The sequence below is a fragment of the Streptomyces sp. NPDC053069 genome, assembly GCF_044546895.1.
GTDB lineage: Bacteria > Actinomycetota > Actinomycetes > Streptomycetales > Streptomycetaceae > Streptomyces.
This window is the reverse complement of record NZ_JBITZN010000008.1, coordinates 345,937-364,659: the sequence shown is the minus strand read 5'-3', so window position 1 is coordinate 364,659 and position 18,723 is coordinate 345,937. Positions and strand designations below refer to the sequence as shown.

Sequence of the window (18,723 nt, the reverse complement as noted above, 5' to 3'; positions counted from 1 at the left end):
GTTCGCCATCACTGCTGCCAGGACCGGAACGCCCGCAGGTGCTCCGGAGTGGTGATGAGTTCCAAGAGCCTGCTGTCCTGGTCGCCGCCGCCGAGCGCGGCCACCAGGCGCCGGGCCGGAATGTTGCGGGGCGTCTGCGAGGCCGTCAGGCGCACCTTGCCGCAGCCCAGGCCGTCCGCCCGGTCCGCCAGCCACTGCAGGAACCTCTCCTCGGCGCCGCGCCCCAGGACCCGGCAGCTGAGCATCCAGGCAAGGACGTCCAGCTGGTCGCCGTCGTGGCGGAGCGCGACCAGCCCGATCTGGCCGTAGTCCCCGAATCGGTCGCGGGCCGCGGCGATCCATACCTCGCCCTGCTGCCGCCAGCGCTCCAGGTCGCCGTCGTCGCTCGACCGGGCGTGCAGGGTGAACTGATTGGTGCGGCGGACGATTTGTGCCGCGCGCGGCACGTCGTCACCGGTCAGCGGCCGGATGTCGACCTCCAGTCCCAGCTGCTCGAGGAACTCCTGGAAGCCGGCCTGCCCACGCGCCGCCTCACGCTGCTGCTCCTGCTCGTAGAACGCGGCGCGCAGGGAGTCCTCGGCGGTCGCCGCCGCCGGGACGAGCGGCCACAGCCGGGACAGGAAGGACTCCAGTTCGTCGACGGCAGGGCAGGTCACCGAGAGCACCTCGGGCAGTGCCGCACGCACGCCGGCGATCTCGACCGGGTTGTCGTCGAGGAACAGGAAACTGTCGACGCCCAGGTTGAGCGTCCGCGCCGCCTGCGCCAACCGCTCGGACTTACGACCCCATTCCGCGGAGATCACGCTGAAATGCTCAGCCCGCAGAACGCTCTCCGGGCGGTCGAGCACCGCTCGCACCGTGGCTTCGTCGTTGTTGCTGACCAGCATCAGCAGGGTTCCGGCGTCCCGCCACTGGAGCAGTCGGCGGGCCAGCAGCGCGCGGGCACCCCCGAGGTCCACGCCGTCGGGGCCGCTTTCCCCGGCCACACCGCTCCACAGCGTCTCGTCTCCGTCCACGGCGATCACCTTCGGCGGCGTGCGGCGCACGGCCTCGACCATCTCGGCCAGCGTGAGCGCCACCGCCGCCTGGAACTGCGGCGTGAACGGCAGATGCGCCAGCTGGTCCGTCCTGTCGTCGAAGACTTCTGCGACCTCGTGGTGCCGTGTCCAGTCGTCGGGCCGCAGGAGCGCGAAGCCGGGCAGCTCCGACAGCTCGGACGCCACGTCGCGCTCCCAGCGCTCCAGCCGCTCGTCACGGTGTGCGGTGGGCAGGAAGCCGACGATCAACGGCCTCCTGCTCCGCTCGGACAGGGCCCGCAGAGCGGCGGGATACTGCGTGCGCAGCTCGGCGAGAAGGGCGTCGTCCACACGGCCGAACCGTTCGAGATCGGCCGCCCTGAGCAGCACCACGCCAAGCGCCGTCGACGGGTCGGCGAAGACCCCCGAGGGGTCCTGCAGGCTTGCCAGCACCTGGTGGTAGGGCGCTTCCGCGATCGACACCGGCGCGGCGCCACCGTCGTCCGCCCTGTCGCTCAGCGCCATCTGGCACAGCAGGGGCAGGTTGCCCAGCGCGAACGTGGCCGCGACGGCGACAGAGAGCTGAGCGGGTGTGGTGTCCGGGCGCTCGGGTGCCGAGCCCTCCACCACGGCTCCGGTGCGGGCCGGGGCGGTGGGATCCTCGGCGGCCTCGGCGAGCAGCCGCAGGAAGTCCTCCCCGAGCGCCTTGCTGGTGGCCTCGTCCAGGATGTCGAGGCTGTAGTCGAGTCGCAGCCGTCCGGCGTCCGGCGTCATCGTCACCATCAGGTCGAGATCCGAATAGCCCGTGCCGGCCGGCAGGATCTCCAGATTCGTGAGCCGGACCGCCGAGGACCGCACGTAGTTGAAGTACACCTCGACCAGCGGCGCGTTCGGCCGGTACAGCCCCTGCGCGACGAGTGTCGACAGGGTGTCCGAGAACATGGCGCCCTTGGCCAGGACTCGTTCGAGGTGACGGTCGCTCCGGCGCAGCACATCCTGGACGGCCTCGTTGCCGGCGGCCTGTGCCGGGAACGGCACCGGCACACCGAAGAACCCCAGCGCGCCGTCGGCGTCGGCATGGATCCGGGTGTCGACGGGGACAGCGAGGACGAACCGGTCGCGTTCCTGCCGCCGGGCGAGCAACACGGTCAGCACGCCCAGGCAGAACGCCGCCGGCGTGATCGCGAGCCGGCTCGCCTGATCCGACACCCGTGCCATCAGCGTGTCGGGCAGCGTCAGGGTCACGCTGCCGGCCCGGTACGAGCGTTGGGCCGGGCGCTCCTTCGCGAGGGTCAGGTCGAGTCGGGCGGCACCGCTGAAGGACTCGTGCCAGTCGTCCGTCGTGCCGTCCGGGCCGCCCGCCGGAGCCTGCTGGGTCTGGGCTTCGAGCAGCAGGTCGATGTCGCGGTTGGTCACGGCGTCCCCCAGCGTCGCTCCGGCGAGCTCAGCGTCGATCTCGGCCGTCACCAGGAGCAGCGACTGCAGATCGCTCACGCTGTGGTGGGCGCAGAAGAGCAGCGTCTGGGCCTCGTCCCCGCGGTCGAGCAGCTCAAAGCGCCACAGCGGTGCGGCAGTGAGGTCGAACGGCTGCTCCACGAGCGCCCGCAGCCTGGCGTCGGCATCGAGTTCCGCGCCGTCGCCCAGCTCTGTCCAGCGCAACAGCAGCGACGCGGGCACCTGCTTGTCGATGCGCAGCTGCTGCTCGCGTCCGTCCCCCGCGACGATCGCGGTGCGCAGGGCCGCGTGCCGTGCGGCGAGCCGGGTCAGCACGCCGGTCAGGTGTTCCCGGGTGGTCTGCGCTCCGAGCCGGACGGCGACGCCGACGGCGTGGGCGGAGCCCGGTGTGCCCTGCTGTGCGCTCCGCACCAGACGGGCCACGTCACGGGGCGCGGGCCGCAGCTCGGTCTCGGGAACGTCGCCCGCCGGCTGCCGCTCGTGGTGAGCGGTGGCGGGCCCGGCCGGGCTGCCCTGTGCCGACAGCGCGGAGAGCAGCAGCTGGGCGAGGCCACGGATGTCCGCGGCCGAGAAGGCGGCAGTCGTGGGCAGCTCGACGCCGAGATCACGGACGAAGGAGTTGCGCAGCCTCACCATCATCAGGGAGTCGAGACCGAGCGCCTTGAGGGAGGCGGTGGGGGTCGCCTGCGGCAGGCCGCCCACCACCTCGCCGACCATCTCCCGCACATAACCTTCCAGCAGTTCCTGCTGCTCGCCGGCGGTCGCCGCGCCGAGCACCCGGGCCACCAGTTCGTCGGTGTCCGGCCCAGCGGCCGGCGAGGTGATCAGCCCCCGCAGCATCGGCCGCGACCGGGCCACGTCCGGATCGAGTGCCAACGCCTCCCAGTCGAGCCGGGCGGGAACCAGCTGACGGCGTCGAGTCATGGGCAGCGCGCGCTCGAACAGGTCGCCGCCCTCCTCGGGGGAGAAGGCGATGAGGCCCGACCGGCGAGTGGTCTCGGTCCGGGTCGCGGACCGGGTGACCAGACCGACACCTGCCCAGGCGCCCCAGTCGAGGCTGAGAGCCTGACGGCCCGCCAGGGCGAGGTGGTGCGCCCAGGCGTCCTGGAAGGCGTTCGCCGCGGAGTAGGGGCTCTGCCCTGCCGAGCCGAGGACTCCCGCCACCGAGGAGAACAGGACGAGGCTTTCCGCCTCGGGCACCAGCTGGGTGAGCAGAACCGTGCCCAGCACCTTCGGGGCGAGCACCCGCAGCACCCGTTCGTCGGACAGGTTCGGCACGGTGGCGTCGTCGACGACACCGGCGGCGTGCACGATGCCGGTGATCGGACCGAGGTCGCGGACGCGGTCCAGCGCCGCCGCGAGGCCCTGCGGGTCCGCGACATCGGCGCGAGCCAGGTGCACGGTGACGCCGCGCGCACGCAGTGCCTCGACCCAGCTCTCCGCTTCGGCATCGGGCGCGGAGCGGGTCATCAGGGCCAGGCGGCGTACGCCGCGGTGTACCAGGCGCTCGGCGGCGACGCGGCCGAGGCCGCCCAGTCCTCCGGTGACCAGGAACGTGCCGTCGGCCGCCGGTTCGCCGTGCTCGACGCCGTCCTGGCGGCTGGGCACCAGGCGCGGCACGAGACGACCGGACTCGCGCAGTGCGACGAGGTATTCGTCGTCCGCCTGCAGCAACTGCGTCAGCAGGGCGTCCACCCCACCGGAGGGCGGCAGATCTATCAGCGTCGTCGCCAACTGGGGGTACTCCTGGGCCAGGGCGAGACCGAACCCCCAGGCAAGCGCCTGTTCAGGCGCGGAGACCTCGCTCCCGTCGGCAGGCTGGGTGCCGCGTACGACCAGGAAGAGGCGCGGCACCCGGCCACGCCGACCCTCCGTGAGCACCCGGGCGAGGTGAAGGGTGCTCAGACACCCCAGCGCGGCGGCCTGCTCCGCTGTCTCGACCGAGTCGACCCCGGGGGCGTCCAGGGCGAACAGGTGGACCACCTGCTCGGGCCCGCCGGCGGGGAAGGCCTCGTCGAGCAGCCGGGCCAGGTGCTGCGGGTTCCGCGGATCGATCCGGAACCGACCGGGAGCCTCGGCGGCGAACGTGTCGCCCTTCACCGCCACCACATGGGGCAGCGGGCCGAGCAGAGCGCTCAGCCGAGCTCCCACCCCGCAGTCGTCGGCGAGGATCAGCCAGGGGCCCTGAGCGGGCTGCGCCTGCGCGGTGGGCCTCGGCTGCCATTCCACTTCGTACAGGGACGCGTCGAGCGGAGACAGCGCGGACAACTCGAACTCCTCGATCCGCAGGACCTCCTGCTCCTGCTCGTCGAGCAGCAGCAGGTCGAGCGTGACGGCGTTCCCGTTCACGGCACGCAGTCGGCAGGTCACCCAGGCGGGTGCGGTGCGCGGCTTCGAGAACCGCAGACGCCCCACCCCGGTGGGTACCAGTGCGCGGCCCTCGGGCGCGCCCACCGGCAGCGCGGCCGTGTGGAAGGCCGAGTCGAGCACCGCGGGATGCAGCAGGTACCCGCCGCGCGGCGTGTCGGCCAGCCTGCCCAGCGCGGTGGTTTCGGCCTGCCAGCCCTGCTCCAGACGGCGGAAGGCCGGACCGTAGTCGATTCCCAGCGCGGTGAGCGCGGCGTAGACACCAGGCAGGTCGGCTTCGGCGGGGCACTGCGCGCGCAGCGCTTCGAGGGAGCCGCCCCACGAGTCGCCGGGCCGGGTGCGGGTGCCGGCGCCCTCCTCGGCAGCGGCGCCCAGGACGACACGTCCGGACACGTGCCGTACCCACCCGGACCGCGGCTCGCCCGGCACCGTGGAGGCGATGGTGAAATCCCGGCCGGCGTCGTGTTCCGGTTGCAGGACCAGCTGCAGCCGGACACCCGGTCCGGTCGTCGGCAGCTTCAGGGGTGCCTCGAACCTGACGTCGGCCAGCCGCACCTCCTCGCCGTCCTGGAGACCGGAGGCCGCCTCGAACACCATCTCCAGGAAGGCGGCCGCGGGCAGCCACACCTCGCCGGCCACGCGGTGATCGAGCAAGTAGCCGAACCGGCCGTCCTGCGGGTCGAGATCGGTCTGGAAGATGTGCCGGTCGGGCGTGTCACTCGCCTCGATCCTTGTGTCGACGAGCGGCGTGCGGCCCGCACCGGAGGACAGGGCCGGGGCAGCCGTCAGCCAGTGGCGCTCCCGCTCGAACGCGTAGGTGGGGAGTTCGGCGAGGGCACCGGTGGGATACCGGGCCGACCAGTCGGGCTCGTGTCCCGCGCTGTACAGCAGACCGAGGTGACGCAGCAGACCGTCCAGGCCGCCGGCGTCACGGCGCAGCGAGCCCACGCTCACCGCGGCGACTCCCACCTCCTGCGCGACCGACTCGATGGCCGCGCCGAGCGTCGGATGCGGGCTCAGTTCCACGAAGTAGCGGTAACCGTCCTCCAGCATGCGGCGCACGGTGTCGGCGAACCGCACCGGTCGGCTCAGATTCGCGTACCAGTACTCCGCGTCGAGCCCGTCACCGGCCGTGGGCTCCGCACGTACCGTCGAATAGAACGGGATCGACGTGTGCCTGCCTCGCACGTCCGACAATCCGTCGACCAGCTCCGCACGCAGCGGAGCCATGAGCGGGCTGTGCGACGCGAACGCGGTCGTCAGTCGCCGGACGGGGATCCCCTCCTCGGCGAGCCTGCCCTGGAGGTCGGTCAGCGCGTCGATGTCGCCGGACACCGCGGTGGACCGCGCGCTGTTCACAGCTCCGACGAACAGCCGCCCCTGGTAGGCGGTGAGACGCTCCTCGACCTCGGACAGCGGCAGTTCCACGGAGAGCAGGCCGCCCCTGCCGGCCAGCGGCACGACGGCACGGGCACGCCGGGTCACCACGGCCGCGGCGTCGTCGGCACTCAGCGCGCCGGCCGCGTATGCGGCTGCGATCTCGCCCAGGCTGTGGCCGACCACCGCGTCCGCAGAGACTCCGAGGGACTGCCAGGCCGCGGCCAGAGCCGCGTTGAAGGCGAACAGTACCGGCTGCAGGATGTCGGTGCGATCGAGATCGGGGGCCTGCTCCGCTCCGCGCAGGGCCTCCAGCACCGACCAGCCGGCGTGCCGGCGGATCGCATCGTCCAAGGCCGACAGCGCCTCCCGGAACGCCGTCGACTCGGTCAGCAGCTCGCTGCCCATGCCGGGCCACTGACCGCCGTGCCCGGAGAAGACGAACGCCACCTTGCCCGCCGGTGTCTCCCGTGCGGGTGACCGTACGACGTCCGGATGGACACGGCCCTGCGCCAGCGCGTCGAGGCCGGCCAGGAGACCGTCCCGGTCGCTCGCCAGCACCGCCGCGCGGCGCTCGAAGTGGCTGCGGCGGTGGGCCAGCGTGTAGCCGATGTCGCGCAGTGCCGGCCCGCTGGAACCGAGTGCGCCCAAGTGAGCGGCGAGACCGGTGGCCTGACCGCGCAGGGCGGCGTCGTCGCGCGCCGACAGCACGAACAGCTGCCGCGGCGCGGTGCCCTCGTCCGTTCCGGCGGACGGGTCGGGCTGACGGGCCGCGATCTCCTCCCGGGCTTCCTCGACGATCACGTGCGCGTTCGTGCCGCTGATCCCGAAGGCGCTGACGCCGGCCCGCCGCAGTCGCGGGCCCGACGGCCAGGCCACAGCCTCCTGGAGCAGCTGCAGTTCACCGCTGTCCCAGTCGACATGGCGGCTGGGCCGCTCGGCGTGCAACGTGCGCGGAAGACTCCCGTGCCGCAGCGCCAGCACGACCTTGATCAGGCCTGCGATGCCCGAAGCCGCCTGCAGATGGCCCAGGTTGGACTTGAGGGAACCCAGGTACAGCGGGCGTCCCGTGGGACGGGAGGCGCCGAACACCGACATGAGGGCGTTGGCCTCGATCGGGTCGCCGAGTGTCGTGCCGGTTCCGTGCGCCTCGATGTAGTCGATGTCCGCGGGCGTCAGCCCGGACAGATCCAGGGCCTTTCGGATGACCTGTTCCTGTGCCGGGCCGTTCGGTGCCGCGAGGCCCTGACTGCGCCCGTCCTGGTTGACCGCGGTGCCACGCAGCACCGCGAGCACCTGGTCGCCGTCCCGGCGCGCGTCCGTCAGCCGCTTGAGCACGACCATGCCGGCCCCTTCGGCCCAGACGGCTCCGTCCGCGTCGTCGGAGAACGACCGGCACCGGCTCGTGGGGGACAGCCCTCGCAGGCGGCTGAACTCCACGAAGGTCTGGGGAGTCACCATCAGCGTCACACCGCCGGCCAACGCCAGGTCGCACTCGCCCGAGCGCAGCGCCTGCGCGGCCAGGTGCACCGCCACCAGTGAGGAGGAACAGGCGGTGTCCACGGTCAGGGCGGGGCCGTGGAGTCCGAGGGTGTAGGCAAGCCGACCGGAGGCGACGCTGAGGGCGGACCCGGTGCTGACGTAGCCGTCCAGCTGGTCGAGACGGGAGCCCGCCAGGTAGTCGCTGCCGAACATGCCGACGTACACGCCCGTCGTGCTTCCGGCGAGCCGGGCCGGCACGATCCCGGCGCGCTCCAGCGCCTCCCACGTGGTCTCCAGCAGCAGGCGCTGCTGCGGGTCCATCGCCGCGGCCTCGCGCGCGGTGATCCCGAAGAAGGCGGCATCGAAGGTCTCGATGTCCTGCAGGAACCCGCCCTCCCGGGCGTAGGTCTTGCCTTCGGCCTCCGGATCGGGGTCGTAGAGGGACTCGACGTTCCAGCGCTGCGCGGGGAACGGGCCGACGACATCACGGCCGCCTTCGAGCACCTGCCACAGCGCCCCGGGATCGTCGGCACCGCCCGGCAGCCGGCAGGCCATAGAGACCACGGCGATGGGCTCGTCGGAGGCGGACTCCCGCCGCGGGGCGCTTGCCGCCCGCCCGCTCTCCCGGGCGTCGGACGTGAGCACGGTGCTCACCAGGTGGTCCGCGAGCCGGACCGGCGTCGGATGGTCGAACAACAAGGTGGCGGAGAGCCGGGCCCCGACCCGGGCGCCGATCCGGTTGCGCAGTTCGACGGCCATCAGCGAGTCCATCCCCCGCTCGCTCAGGGGCTGGTCCTTGCGCAGCTCGTCGGGAGAGCGGAGCCCCAGCACGCGTGCCGCCTCCGCACAGACCACGGCGAGCACCCGCTCCATCCGCTCGGCCTTCGGGAGCCGGGCGAGCCGAGCCGCGAATGCGTCGTCCCGTCGCATGGGCTTCTCGGGAGGCAGCAAGGACCGCCACAGCGCGGTCGCGCCGCCCCCGCGAGCCAGCGAATCGCGCAGCCCTCGCTGGTCCAGAGCCCACGCGACCAGATGCGGCGCCCCGCGCAGCAGCGAGAGTTCGACGAGCCCGCACGCCTGCGCCGGCGTCAGGGCGCCGTGGCCGAGCCGCGCCATCCGCTGGAGGTCGGCGTGGTCGGCCGCCAGGCCGGTACCGGCCCATGCGCCGAACGAGACCGAGACTCCTGGCAGGCCGAGCGTCCGCCGGTGGTGGGCGAGCCGGTCGAGGAAGACGTTGGCGGCCGCGTAGTTGCCCTGCCCGGGGCTGCCCACGACCCCCGCCGCCGACGACACCAGGAGGAAGAGATCCAGTGGATCATCCGTCGTGAGATGGTGCAGGTTGATCGCCCCCGCCACCTTGGGGCGCAGTACCCGGGCGAACCGCTCCGGTGTCTGTTCGACGACGACGCCGTCGTCCAGCACGCCGGCGCAGTGCACGACACCGCGCAGCGGGCGGGCCCGGCCGATCACCCCGGCGAGCTCCTCGGCGTCCGCCACGTCGCATGCCGCCACCTCGACCTCGGCACCGAGCGCGGACAGCTCCGCGGTCACCTCGGCGCTGCGCGGGTCCTCCGGGCCCCGCCGCGAGGTGAGCACCAGCCGCGCGACTCCGCGCGAGGCGAGCCACCGTGCGATGTGGACGCCGACCCCGCCGAGACCACCGGTGACCAGCACGGTGCCGTCGGTCGGCACCGGACCGCCGGGCAGCGGCAGCTCCGCGTCCGTCAGCCGCTCGTGCCGCGCCGCCGGCGTCGCCCGGTCGTCCGCGCTCCGGCTGCGCATCAGCCGAGGGGCGAGCAACACGTCACCGCGCACCGCGAGTTCGGGTTCGTCCGAGCCGGCCACGAGCTCGCTCAGCACGGGCCACGGAGTGCGTACGATATCGAGGCCGTCGAGGTCGATCAGACGAAGTCCGAGCTCCGGGTGTTCCGAGCGCGCGGTGCGGGCGAGGCCCCACAGCGCCGACTGGGCGAACCCCGAAGCCGGTGCTGTCGCGTCGGTCGCGACCGCGCCGCAGGTCACCCAGAGGACGCGAGAAGGCAGTCGCTCCGGCGGCAGGGCGAGGAGCGACTGGAGGTCGGCGAGCCCGGCGCTGGTCAGCTCCTGCACGTACTCGGCCGTGTCGGTGTCCGCTCCGGGCAGGGGCCAGAAGCGGACGAGGGTCTCACCGGCGGCATCGGCCACTGCGTCGGCCGTGCGGATCCCCGCCGCTTCGAGGCCCTGCCGGGCCGCAACGGCGTACGGGTGTGAACTGTCCCCGGCCACGGTCCACTTGTCGTCACGCGGCTGCGCTCCGGCGGTTTCGGGGACCACCGCGGTCCAGACCACCTCGTAGAGGCAATCGTCCGCGCGGGAGGAGCCCTGCAGATCGGACGGGTTCACCGCGCGCAGGCGCACATCCGTCAGGCAGCCCGCGGGGAAGCCGTCGGAGTCCCAGAGCCGCACGTCCAGGGCGACCTCGTCCGCGGAGCCGGCCGTCCGCCGGACGGATGCGATCACGTCGCCGGAAGCCCCGGGCAGCAGCGCGTACTGTCCGACCGAGAACGGCAGCAGCACGCGGCCCTGCTCCTCGAAGGCCGCCGCCACGTGCAACGCGGCATCCAGCAGGGCCGGATGGACCGGATATCCCTCCACGTCGTCGCGCTGGGGCGACGGGAGCGACAGACGGGCCAGCAGCTCGTCGTCCCCCGTGCGCACGGCCGACACGACACCCTGGAACGCGGGCCCGTAGGCGAGTCCGCCCTCGGCCAGGCGCGCGTAGGTCTGCGGATCCCAGCACGGCTGCGCACCGTCCGGCGGGCTCGGCGGTGCGCCCGCGTCCGTCGTGGCCGGCTCACTCGCCGTCGCAGCGGCGTTCTGCACCCAGCCCGCGAGCTCCTGCCCACGTGGCCGGCTGTACACCGTGACCTCAAGGGGATCCTGCGGGCCGGCGGCGACGACCTCGACGGAAACCTCCACGGTGCCGGAGCGCGGCAGCACCAGCGGGGCGAGAAGCAGCACGTCGGTGAGGTGGGCCGGCTCCTCGGGGCGGGCCGTCTCCAGCGCGGCACGACACAGCTCCGTCAGCGTCGTGCCCGAGACGACCACCTCGCCGAACACCGTGTGGTCGACCAGCCAGTCGGCTGTGTTCGGGGACCACTCGTTGCGGAAGGTCCAGCGGGTGGCGTCGACCGAGCGGAGCTCGATGCCGAGCAGGGGGTGCGCGGACCGGGGCAGGAAGCCGGATGAGCCCGCGGTCGCATCGGGGTCGGTCCAGTGGCGCTGCGGTTCCCACGCATAGGTCGGCAGCCGCGCCGGCTCCCCGTCCGTTGCGGGTGCGATGCGCCGCCAGTCGATCGCCCGGCCGCGGGCATGCAGTTCGGCCGCGGCCCGGTCAAGACAGGCCACCGCGTCGTCGTCGCGCCGCAGGGAGCCGACCACTGCCAGCTCATGTCCGGCGTCCTCGCCGATGGTCTGCACCGAGGTGACGAGCGACGGGTGGGGGCTCAGTTCGACGAAGTACCGGTAGCCGTCGGCCACCATGCGTTCCACGGTCGACGCGAACCGGACGGGCGCGCGCAGGTTGCGGTACCAGTAGTCGGCCTCCAGCTCGTGCCGGACCGGTTCTTCAGTGACCGTCGAGTACCACGTGACGGACGTCGGGTAGGTGACGATGCCGTCGAGGTCCGCCAGGAGTGCCTCGCGGACCGGCTCGACCTGCGCGCTGTGGGATGCGTAGTCCACCTCCAGGGCCCGGGTGAACACCTGCTCCTTCTCCAGCTCGGCCAGCAGGGCGGCCAGGGCTTCCGAGTCCCCGGCCACCACGGTGGCCCGGCCGCTGTTCACCGCGGCGATCGACACCCGCCCGTCCTGGTCCCGCAGCCGGGTCTCGACCTCGCTGCTGGGCAGGCCCACGACGGCCATGCCGCCGGACCCGACGACACCGGCCAGTGCCCGGCTGCGCAAGGCGACCACGGCTGCCGCGTCGTTGAGGCTGAGCGCCCCGGCGACGCAGGCCGCGGCGACCTCGCCCTGGCTGTGTCCCACCACGGCGTCCGGCCGCACACCGTTCGCGCGCCATACCGCAGCCAGGGCCACCATGACGGCGAACAACACCGGCTGGACGACGTCGACCCGCTCCAGGGACGGCGCGTCGGCATCCCCTCGCAGCACGGCCGCCACGGACCACTTGGTGTGCTCGCTCAGGGCAGCGTCGCAGCGGTCGAGTTCGTCCGCGAACAGCGGGGAGCGGGCCAGCAGGTCACGGGCCATGCCCGCCCACTGCGCGCCCTGGCCGGGGAAGACGAAGGCCAGCTTGCCCGGTGCCGACACCCGGTGCGGCCCGACCACGAGCTCCGTGGCGGGCTCCCCGGCTGCCAGGCCGCGCAGACCACTCACGAGCTCGTCGCGATGACGCGCCGCGATGACGGCCCGGTGGTCGAAGTGCGTCCGGTGGTGGGCAAGCGTGGCAGCGATGGCGGGCAGGGCAAGTTGCGGGTCCGCCGTGACAGCGTCGAGGAGGCGACGGGCTTGTGCGTGCAGTGCCGGCGCGGTGCGGGCGGACAGCGGGAACAGCACGAGCTGTGAACCTTCGCCGTCCTGCCGGCGGAACGGCTGTGCCGTTGCCGGCCCGGCCTCGGACGCCACGGGGACGTCGGGCGCCTCCTCCAGGATCACGTGCGCATTGGTGCCGCTGATCCCGAACGCGCTCACGCCGGCGCGTCGCACCCGGTGGCCGCGGGGCCAGGCTTGCGCCCGGCTCAGCACCTGCATGCCGGCGCCGGCCCAGTCGACCCGCTCGGTCGGGTTGTCGGCGTGCAAGGATGCGGGCAGCAGCTCGTGCTGGAGTGCCAGTACGGTCTTGATGACGCCGCCGATTCCGGCTGCGGCCTGCATGTGGCCGACGTTCGACTTGAGGGATCCGACGCCGAGGGGATGTCCGTCCGGTCGGCCCGGGCCGAAGACGGTGCCGAGGGCGTCGCCTTCGATCGGGTCGCCCAGCAACGTGCCCGTGCCGTGCGCCTCCACGTAGTCCACGTCGTGCGGAGCGAGACCGGCGGCGTCCAGGGCGGCCCGGATGACGCGCTGCTGCGCCAGGCCGTTGGGGGCGCTCAACCCTTGGCTCCGGCCGTCCTGGTTGATGGCCGTGGCCTTGATGACCGCGAGGACCCGGTCGCCGTCCCGGTGCGCGTCTCTCAGCCGCTTGAGCATCACCAGCCCGCAGCCCTCGGCCCACACCACGCCGTCCGCGTCGCTGGAGAACGGCTTGCACTGCCCGGAGGGCGACAGCCCGCGCAGCCTGCTGAACTCGACGTGCCCGCGCGGAGTGACCATCAGTGTCACGCCGCCGGCCAGGGCGAGATCGCACTCCCGGCTCGCCAGGGCCCGCGCGGCCAGATGCAGCGCCACCAGGGAGGAGGAGCAGGCGGTGTCCACCGTCACGGCCGGGCCCTGCAGGCCGAGGGTGTAGGCGATCCGTCCGGAAGCGACGCTGGTGGCCGAGCCCGTGCCGACGTGCCCGTCCAGCTGCTCCAAGCCGGCCGAGGCCAGATAGCCGCTCTGGTACAGGCCGATGTACACACCGGTGGAGCTGCCGTTCAACGCCCCGGGGAGCATGCCGGCGTTCTCGATCGTCTCCCAGGAAGTCTCCAGCAGGAGGCGCTGCTGGGGGTCCATGGCGGCGGCCTCGCGGGGCGAGATGCCGAAGAACGAGGCGTCGAAGCGGTCGATGTCCGACAGGAAGCCGCCGCGCAGCGAGTAGGCCTTGCCGGAGACCTCGGGGTCCGGGTCGTACAGCGCCTGGGCGTCCCAGCGGCCGGCCGGGACGTCGCTGATCACTTCCTCGCCGGCGGCCAGGAGCCGCCACAGCTGGTCGGGGGTGTCCGCGCCGCCGGGGAAGCGGCAGGCCATCGAGATGACGGCGATCTCGTCCGCCGCCTCAGCGGCCGCCGGCCCCCGGGGCGAAGCTTGTGTGGCCGACCCCGCGACCAGCTGATCCGGGCCCTTGCCGGCCACCGCCTCGGCGACCCCGGCGATGCTGGGGTGGTTGTAGAACAGAGACGGTTCCAGATCTCGGCCGATCCGCATGGACAACCGACCCACCAGTGCCACCAACTCACGTGACCCCAGACCGAATTCGGCTATCGGACGGTCGACTGAGATCTCGGTGGGAGCAACGCCGACACGTTCGGCGACGGCTTCGGTCAGCCAGCCCCGGACCGCCTCGGGTGTGTCGACGGGCGGCTCGGGCGACTTGTTCTCAAGCATGAGGGCAACCGTTCTCGCGGGCTCGTTCAGGGGTCTGCGGCGCGATCCGTCGTGCGGCGATCGACCTGGACAGTCGGCGGTGGAGTGGCTACTCGGCGGGGCGGCCCGCCGGCTCGAGTACGGCGAGCGTGCCATCGAGGTAGGCGGCCCGGGAGGCCTGGCGCTGGATCTTCCCGCTGGACGTCTTGGGGATGGATCCGGGCTTGATCAACACCACGTCCCGCAACGACAGGTCGTGGGTCTCGCTGATGGTGCTGCGGATGACCGCCGAGATCTCGCCGATCTCGGGCGCGGCGTCCGGCGACGCCTCCGCGACGATGACGGGTCGTTCGCCCAGCGAGCCGTCCTCGACCGAGAAGGCGGCGGCGCAGCCCGGACGGACGGCCGGGTGGGACATCTCCGCGGTCAGCTCCAGGTCCTGGGGGTAGTGGTTGCGTCCGTCGATGACCAGCAGGTCTTTCACACGGCCGGTGACGAACAACTCGCCGTCCCTCATGAATCCCAGGTCGCCGGTCCGCAGGAATCCGCTCCTGCCGTCGTTCAGCGATGCCTGGAAGACCTCGCGGGTCTTCAGCGTGTTGCGCCAGTAGCCGCGCGCGACACTGGCGCCGGAGACCCAGATCTCCCCGCCCTCGCCCTCGGGACACTCCTCCAGCCGGTCGGGATCGGCGATCACCACCGTCATGCCCGGGCGGCCGCAGCTGACCACCTCGGCGGCGTCTCCGGGCCGGCCCGACACCGTCGGCGCCTCGTCCACCGAACCCCCGCTCACCATGAGCGTCGCCTCGGCGAGCCCGTAGCACGGGTAGAAGGCCTCATTGCGGAACCCGGCACGTGCGAACGTGTCGGAGAACCGCCGCAGCGTCGCGGCGCGGACCGGTTCGGCACCGTTGAATGCCACGCGCCATGCGCTCAGGTCGAGGCGGTCGAGGAGCTCAGGGGTGGCGTCCCGAAGACACAGCTCGTAGGCGAAATTGGGTCCGCCGCTGGTGTGCGGCCGGTACCGGGAAATGGCGTCCAGCCAGCGCTCGGGCCGCTGCAGGAAGTGCAGCGGTGAGAACAGCGTGGAGGTGGCGCCGAGGTGGATCGTGTTGAGCACCGGGGCGATCAGCCCCATGTCGTGGTAAACGGGGAGCCAGCTGACATAGAGCTCGCCACCGTGCGCCGCGATCGCGTCCGGCGTGTGCCCCATGCGTTCCGTCATGACCCGTTGGTTGTCGAGCAGGTTCCCGTGGGTCACCACCACGCCGCGCGGCGCCGAGGTCGAACCCGAGGTGTACTGGAGGAAGGCGACCGAATCCGATGTGATGTCGGGTTCGCGCCAGTCCCCCGCGATCTCGTCATGGAACTCCTCGGTGGCCACGCAGGTGATGTCGGCGAGTCCGGTGAGGGCGTCCAGGGCAGGGCGCAGGGCGTCGAGGATCTGCCGAGTACCGAGAATCACCTCGACGTTCGCGTCGGCGATCAACCGCTGCATACGGTTCAAGGCGCGATGGTTCTGCGAGCGCCCTTGCGGCGGCACGCCCGGAACGGCTATGACGCCCGCCGCCAGGCAGCCCATGTAGCCGCATATGAAGTCCAGGCCCGGCGGATACAGGAGCAGTGCCCGGGAGCCGGCCAGTCCGCGCTGCTGGAGCCAGGAGGCGATGGCCTTGGCACGCCGGTCGAGCTGACCATACGTCAGCGTGTCCACGGGGCCGTCGCATTCACCGGTGGTCAAGTACCGGTAGGCGATCCGGTCGGGCTCGCCCGATGCCCGAGAGCTCAGCACTTCCACCAATGACCGAACCATCTGCAAGACCCACCTGCTCTGGCGATTTGGGGACGGACTGCTGGGCGTACCACGGCGAGGCCACAGGAGGCCGTTCGGTTGCGCAGTACTCGGCGCTCGGCACGCCCACACTATTGACCCCACCATTGCATCCGTTGTGGCCTGCCGGACTATTGACGGACCGCCAGGAAGCTGCATGGCACGAAGTCCCCCCGGGCTCGCGCCGGCCCGGTCGGCGGGACGGGCACGGGCTTCCAGGAGCACGTCGGGACAGGACGCGTCCCACGACGCTGCATGCCACCGAACGCTCCCGGCACACACTCGAAGACCACGGGGGACAAAGTGCCGTGCAGGTTTATGACGTTCCTCCGGCTCTGTTCTCCCAGTGGCCAACTGCGCCAGTCTGGACGCGCACGGAGACCTGAGACACAGTCGTCGTTCGGGATCGGCGGACTCCATGACTCGCGCGATCGCGCTCGACCGGACGGGACGCCACCTCCCCCGCCCCGACCGGACGGGACTGACCCACGCCGCCGAGCGGTCGAGCACCTGCTACGAGCAATGACGGGAACGGAGATCATTGGCCCAGCAGTCAGTTCCGGTCACCGTGTTGCACAGCGCCGTCGTTCTGGGCCCCGTTGCGGAAACCTGGACCGCCCACCAAGAACTCGTGCGCCGCTCTCGCATGTGGCAACGGGTCCTGCGCGAGCGGGAGGACCGGTATGAGCAAGCGCCCGCGGTCTCGGTACGCAGGGCCCTCAAGTCCGGCCTCGGGGGGCGGCCCGGAGCGGCGGCGATCGTGCAGCGGGCGAGTGGCCGGATCACCTACCTGAGCGTGAGGGGATCAGGCCGTTCACAGTGGACCGGCATCAGATCTTTGGCCGATCTCACCTGCCTGGGCGCGACAGCGGCAGCACCTGACGAGCCAGTGGATGTGTCGGGGCTCCTGCGGCCGTGGTCCGGTCTGCTGGCGCCCGGCAGCGCATCTCGCCTCTCACCCACCGGCCCCTACGAAACCAGGCTTCTGGTCTGCCCGTTGTCCGGAGAGTGCGAGAGCCGCGGCTGGGGACAGAGCGAAGCCGACTCAGCTCTCTCGGCCGTTCTCGGCGGACTGAAGATGCTGGCTGCCGAGTCCTGTCCCTCCGGTGGACTGTTGCGCGGGAAGACAGTCGGTGCCGCGGGCCCGTCAGAGCTCCACTGGCTGCTGGACGGCGCCCTGAGCCTGCTGGCCCGGGTCTCGATGGTGACGCGGAGGCAGGAGGTCCCACCGCCTCTTGCCTGGTCGGATGCGACTCGTGGGTTCGCCTCGCCGGCCTGCGACTGGCAGCTCGTGTTCCGCTGCGTCAGGCAGCTCCCCGGCAGTTGGTGCACAGCACAGCTGGTCCACCGGAAATCGGGCGTCCAGGCGCCCGCCGAGTGGGGATGCTGCGTCGAAGACGCCGCTCGGCGCGCTGTGGCCGCCGCTCGGACAACCGGGTTCGGCTCGCCGGCCGAGGGGCCGCCGGAACAGTGCGTGCCGTCCGCGAGCTGCCTGCTGACCGAGCTCGACCCGGCCTCGCTGATGCAACTGGCCTCCAGCGTCCTTCAATTCCTCCGTCCAGCCGGGCTCAGGGTCCTGGGCACCCGAGTCCTGGCCGATGCGCTGCTGGGCCGCCCGCAGATCGCGTGGGGACCGGTGTGGTTCGGCTGACGAACCACACCGGTCCCGCCCGGCATCACCGCCGGGAAAGCCTCAGTGACGTCTCCGAAACGCCGACCGCCGCGTCGTCGAGCAGTCCTGCCCGCATCGCGAGCACCCCGGCCTGGAAGCGGCTGGACGCTTCCAGTTCCTCCATGACTTCAGCGATGTGCCGCCGGCAGGTCCGCACGGAGATGCCCAAGCGGTGTGCTATCAGTTCGTCCTTCGCACCTTCCGCGAGGTACCTGACGATGGCCCGCTTCATCTCGCTCCGGGCCGCGCCGTAACCGATCCCCGACGGCGAACGGTCCTCGAAGGGGACAGCGGCGGACCACGCCTGCTCCAGGCCCCGGTACAGGAAATCGACCGTCGAGGGCTCCCGGACGGCGACGGCACCGTCGGAACCCATGCGGTCCGGGATGAACGCGACCTCACGGTCGAAGATGACGATCCGGTCCGGAATCTCCTCGCAGGTGCGGATCTCGCAGCCCTCCGCCGCGAGCCGTGTCAGCTGGTGACGCATCATCGGGCTGACCCGGACGGGATGCTGGTAAAGCGTACGCATCCGCACGCCGCGGCGGAGCAGTTCGAGGTCCTGCGGGAGCGACCGCTCTATTTCATGCTCGGATAAAATACCGGGATGCGCGCTGAAGACTTCGACGGAACACGCCCGTGCTTCCTTCGCCAGAATCGACCGAACGCTTTCGACGTCACTGATGACATCAATGGCCTCCCGTCGATTTCTCGCCTGCCGACTCTGGAAATAGACTGAATTCAGGGAAAGTAACTGGGACTTCAGACCCCCGACCTGCTGCTCACGTTCCTTGATGTCCACCTCGATCGGATTGACGACTTCCGCAATCGCCGACTCGGGGCTGACAGGAAAAAGAACATCGGGCTCGGACAGCGAGCTTCGCAGCAGAGTCAGCTCGACCAGGGTCCGCAGTGCATCGCTGACGTCCGCGACGGATCCCCCGATCCCGGGTGCCCCCTCAAGCGCCTCCGCGCGGGATATGCCGCCGCGCCTCAAAGACCATTCGTAAAGCTTCACCGCCACCGGCGAAACTATGGAGTACCACCCTTTGTCCGAGTCGTTCACTCACAAGCCCCCGTTGTCGACCAGGCGCCCTGACCGGCCTTGCGCCGATGCGCCGTCAGGCCATAGCGTACCGACGGTGTCAAGTCAATTCGCCGACACTCGCCGCAGCCCGCCCCTTGTCGACAACAAGGAAATGCGTCACTTTACGATCCCATGATCGATTCACTCGGGGGTGGAAATTTCACCGACCTCGTCCGACGGATCGCCGGTTCCTTGTCCCGCCACTGATCAT

General features: G+C 71.6%; 4 protein-coding genes. 1 reads left to right on the top strand and 3 read right to left on the bottom strand.

The genetic code is table 11. From position 1 onward, the window contains the following. Positions 1-8: 8 nt before the first annotated feature. Together ACIGXP_RS21185 and ACIGXP_RS21180 are read right to left on the bottom strand one after the other, a co-directional pair. Positions 9-13,943, bottom strand: a complete 13,935-nt coding sequence (locus ACIGXP_RS21185) for an SDR family NAD(P)-dependent oxidoreductase (RefSeq protein WP_399770353.1) — start codon at positions 13,941-13,943, stop codon at positions 9-11. Positions 13,944-14,031: 88 nt separating this feature from the next. Further along, positions 14,032-15,735, bottom strand: coding sequence for a fatty acyl-AMP ligase (locus ACIGXP_RS21180; protein ID WP_399770351.1), 1,704 nt, complete (start codon positions 15,733-15,735; stop codon positions 14,032-14,034). A 559-nt stretch (positions 15,736-16,294) separates the two neighbouring features. On the opposite strand from ACIGXP_RS21180, the gene ACIGXP_RS21175 reads away from it, so the two are divergent. After that, a complete protein-coding gene (locus ACIGXP_RS21175) occupies positions 16,295-17,404 on the top strand; it encodes a hypothetical protein (RefSeq protein WP_399770349.1) in 1,110 nt (369 codons plus the stop codon). 25 nt (positions 17,405-17,429) lie between these two features. Here the strand turns inward: ACIGXP_RS21175 and ACIGXP_RS21170 are convergent, their stop codons facing one another. Continuing rightward, complete coding sequence (locus ACIGXP_RS21170; RefSeq protein ID WP_363214941.1) at positions 17,430-18,449, bottom strand: helix-turn-helix transcriptional regulator; 1,020 nt, start codon at positions 18,447-18,449, stop codon at positions 17,430-17,432. Positions 18,450-18,723: the final 274 nt, after the last annotated feature.

Excerpts from the sequence above, each read along its gene's own strand:
- ACIGXP_RS21185 (WP_399770353.1), bottom strand. The coding sequence starts at position 13,943 with ATGCTTGAGAACAAGTCGCCCGAGCCGCCCGTCGACACACCCGAGGCG.
- ACIGXP_RS21180 (WP_399770351.1), bottom strand. The coding sequence starts at position 15,735 with ATGGTTCGGTCATTGGTGGAAGTGCTGAGCTCTCGGGCATCGGGCGAG.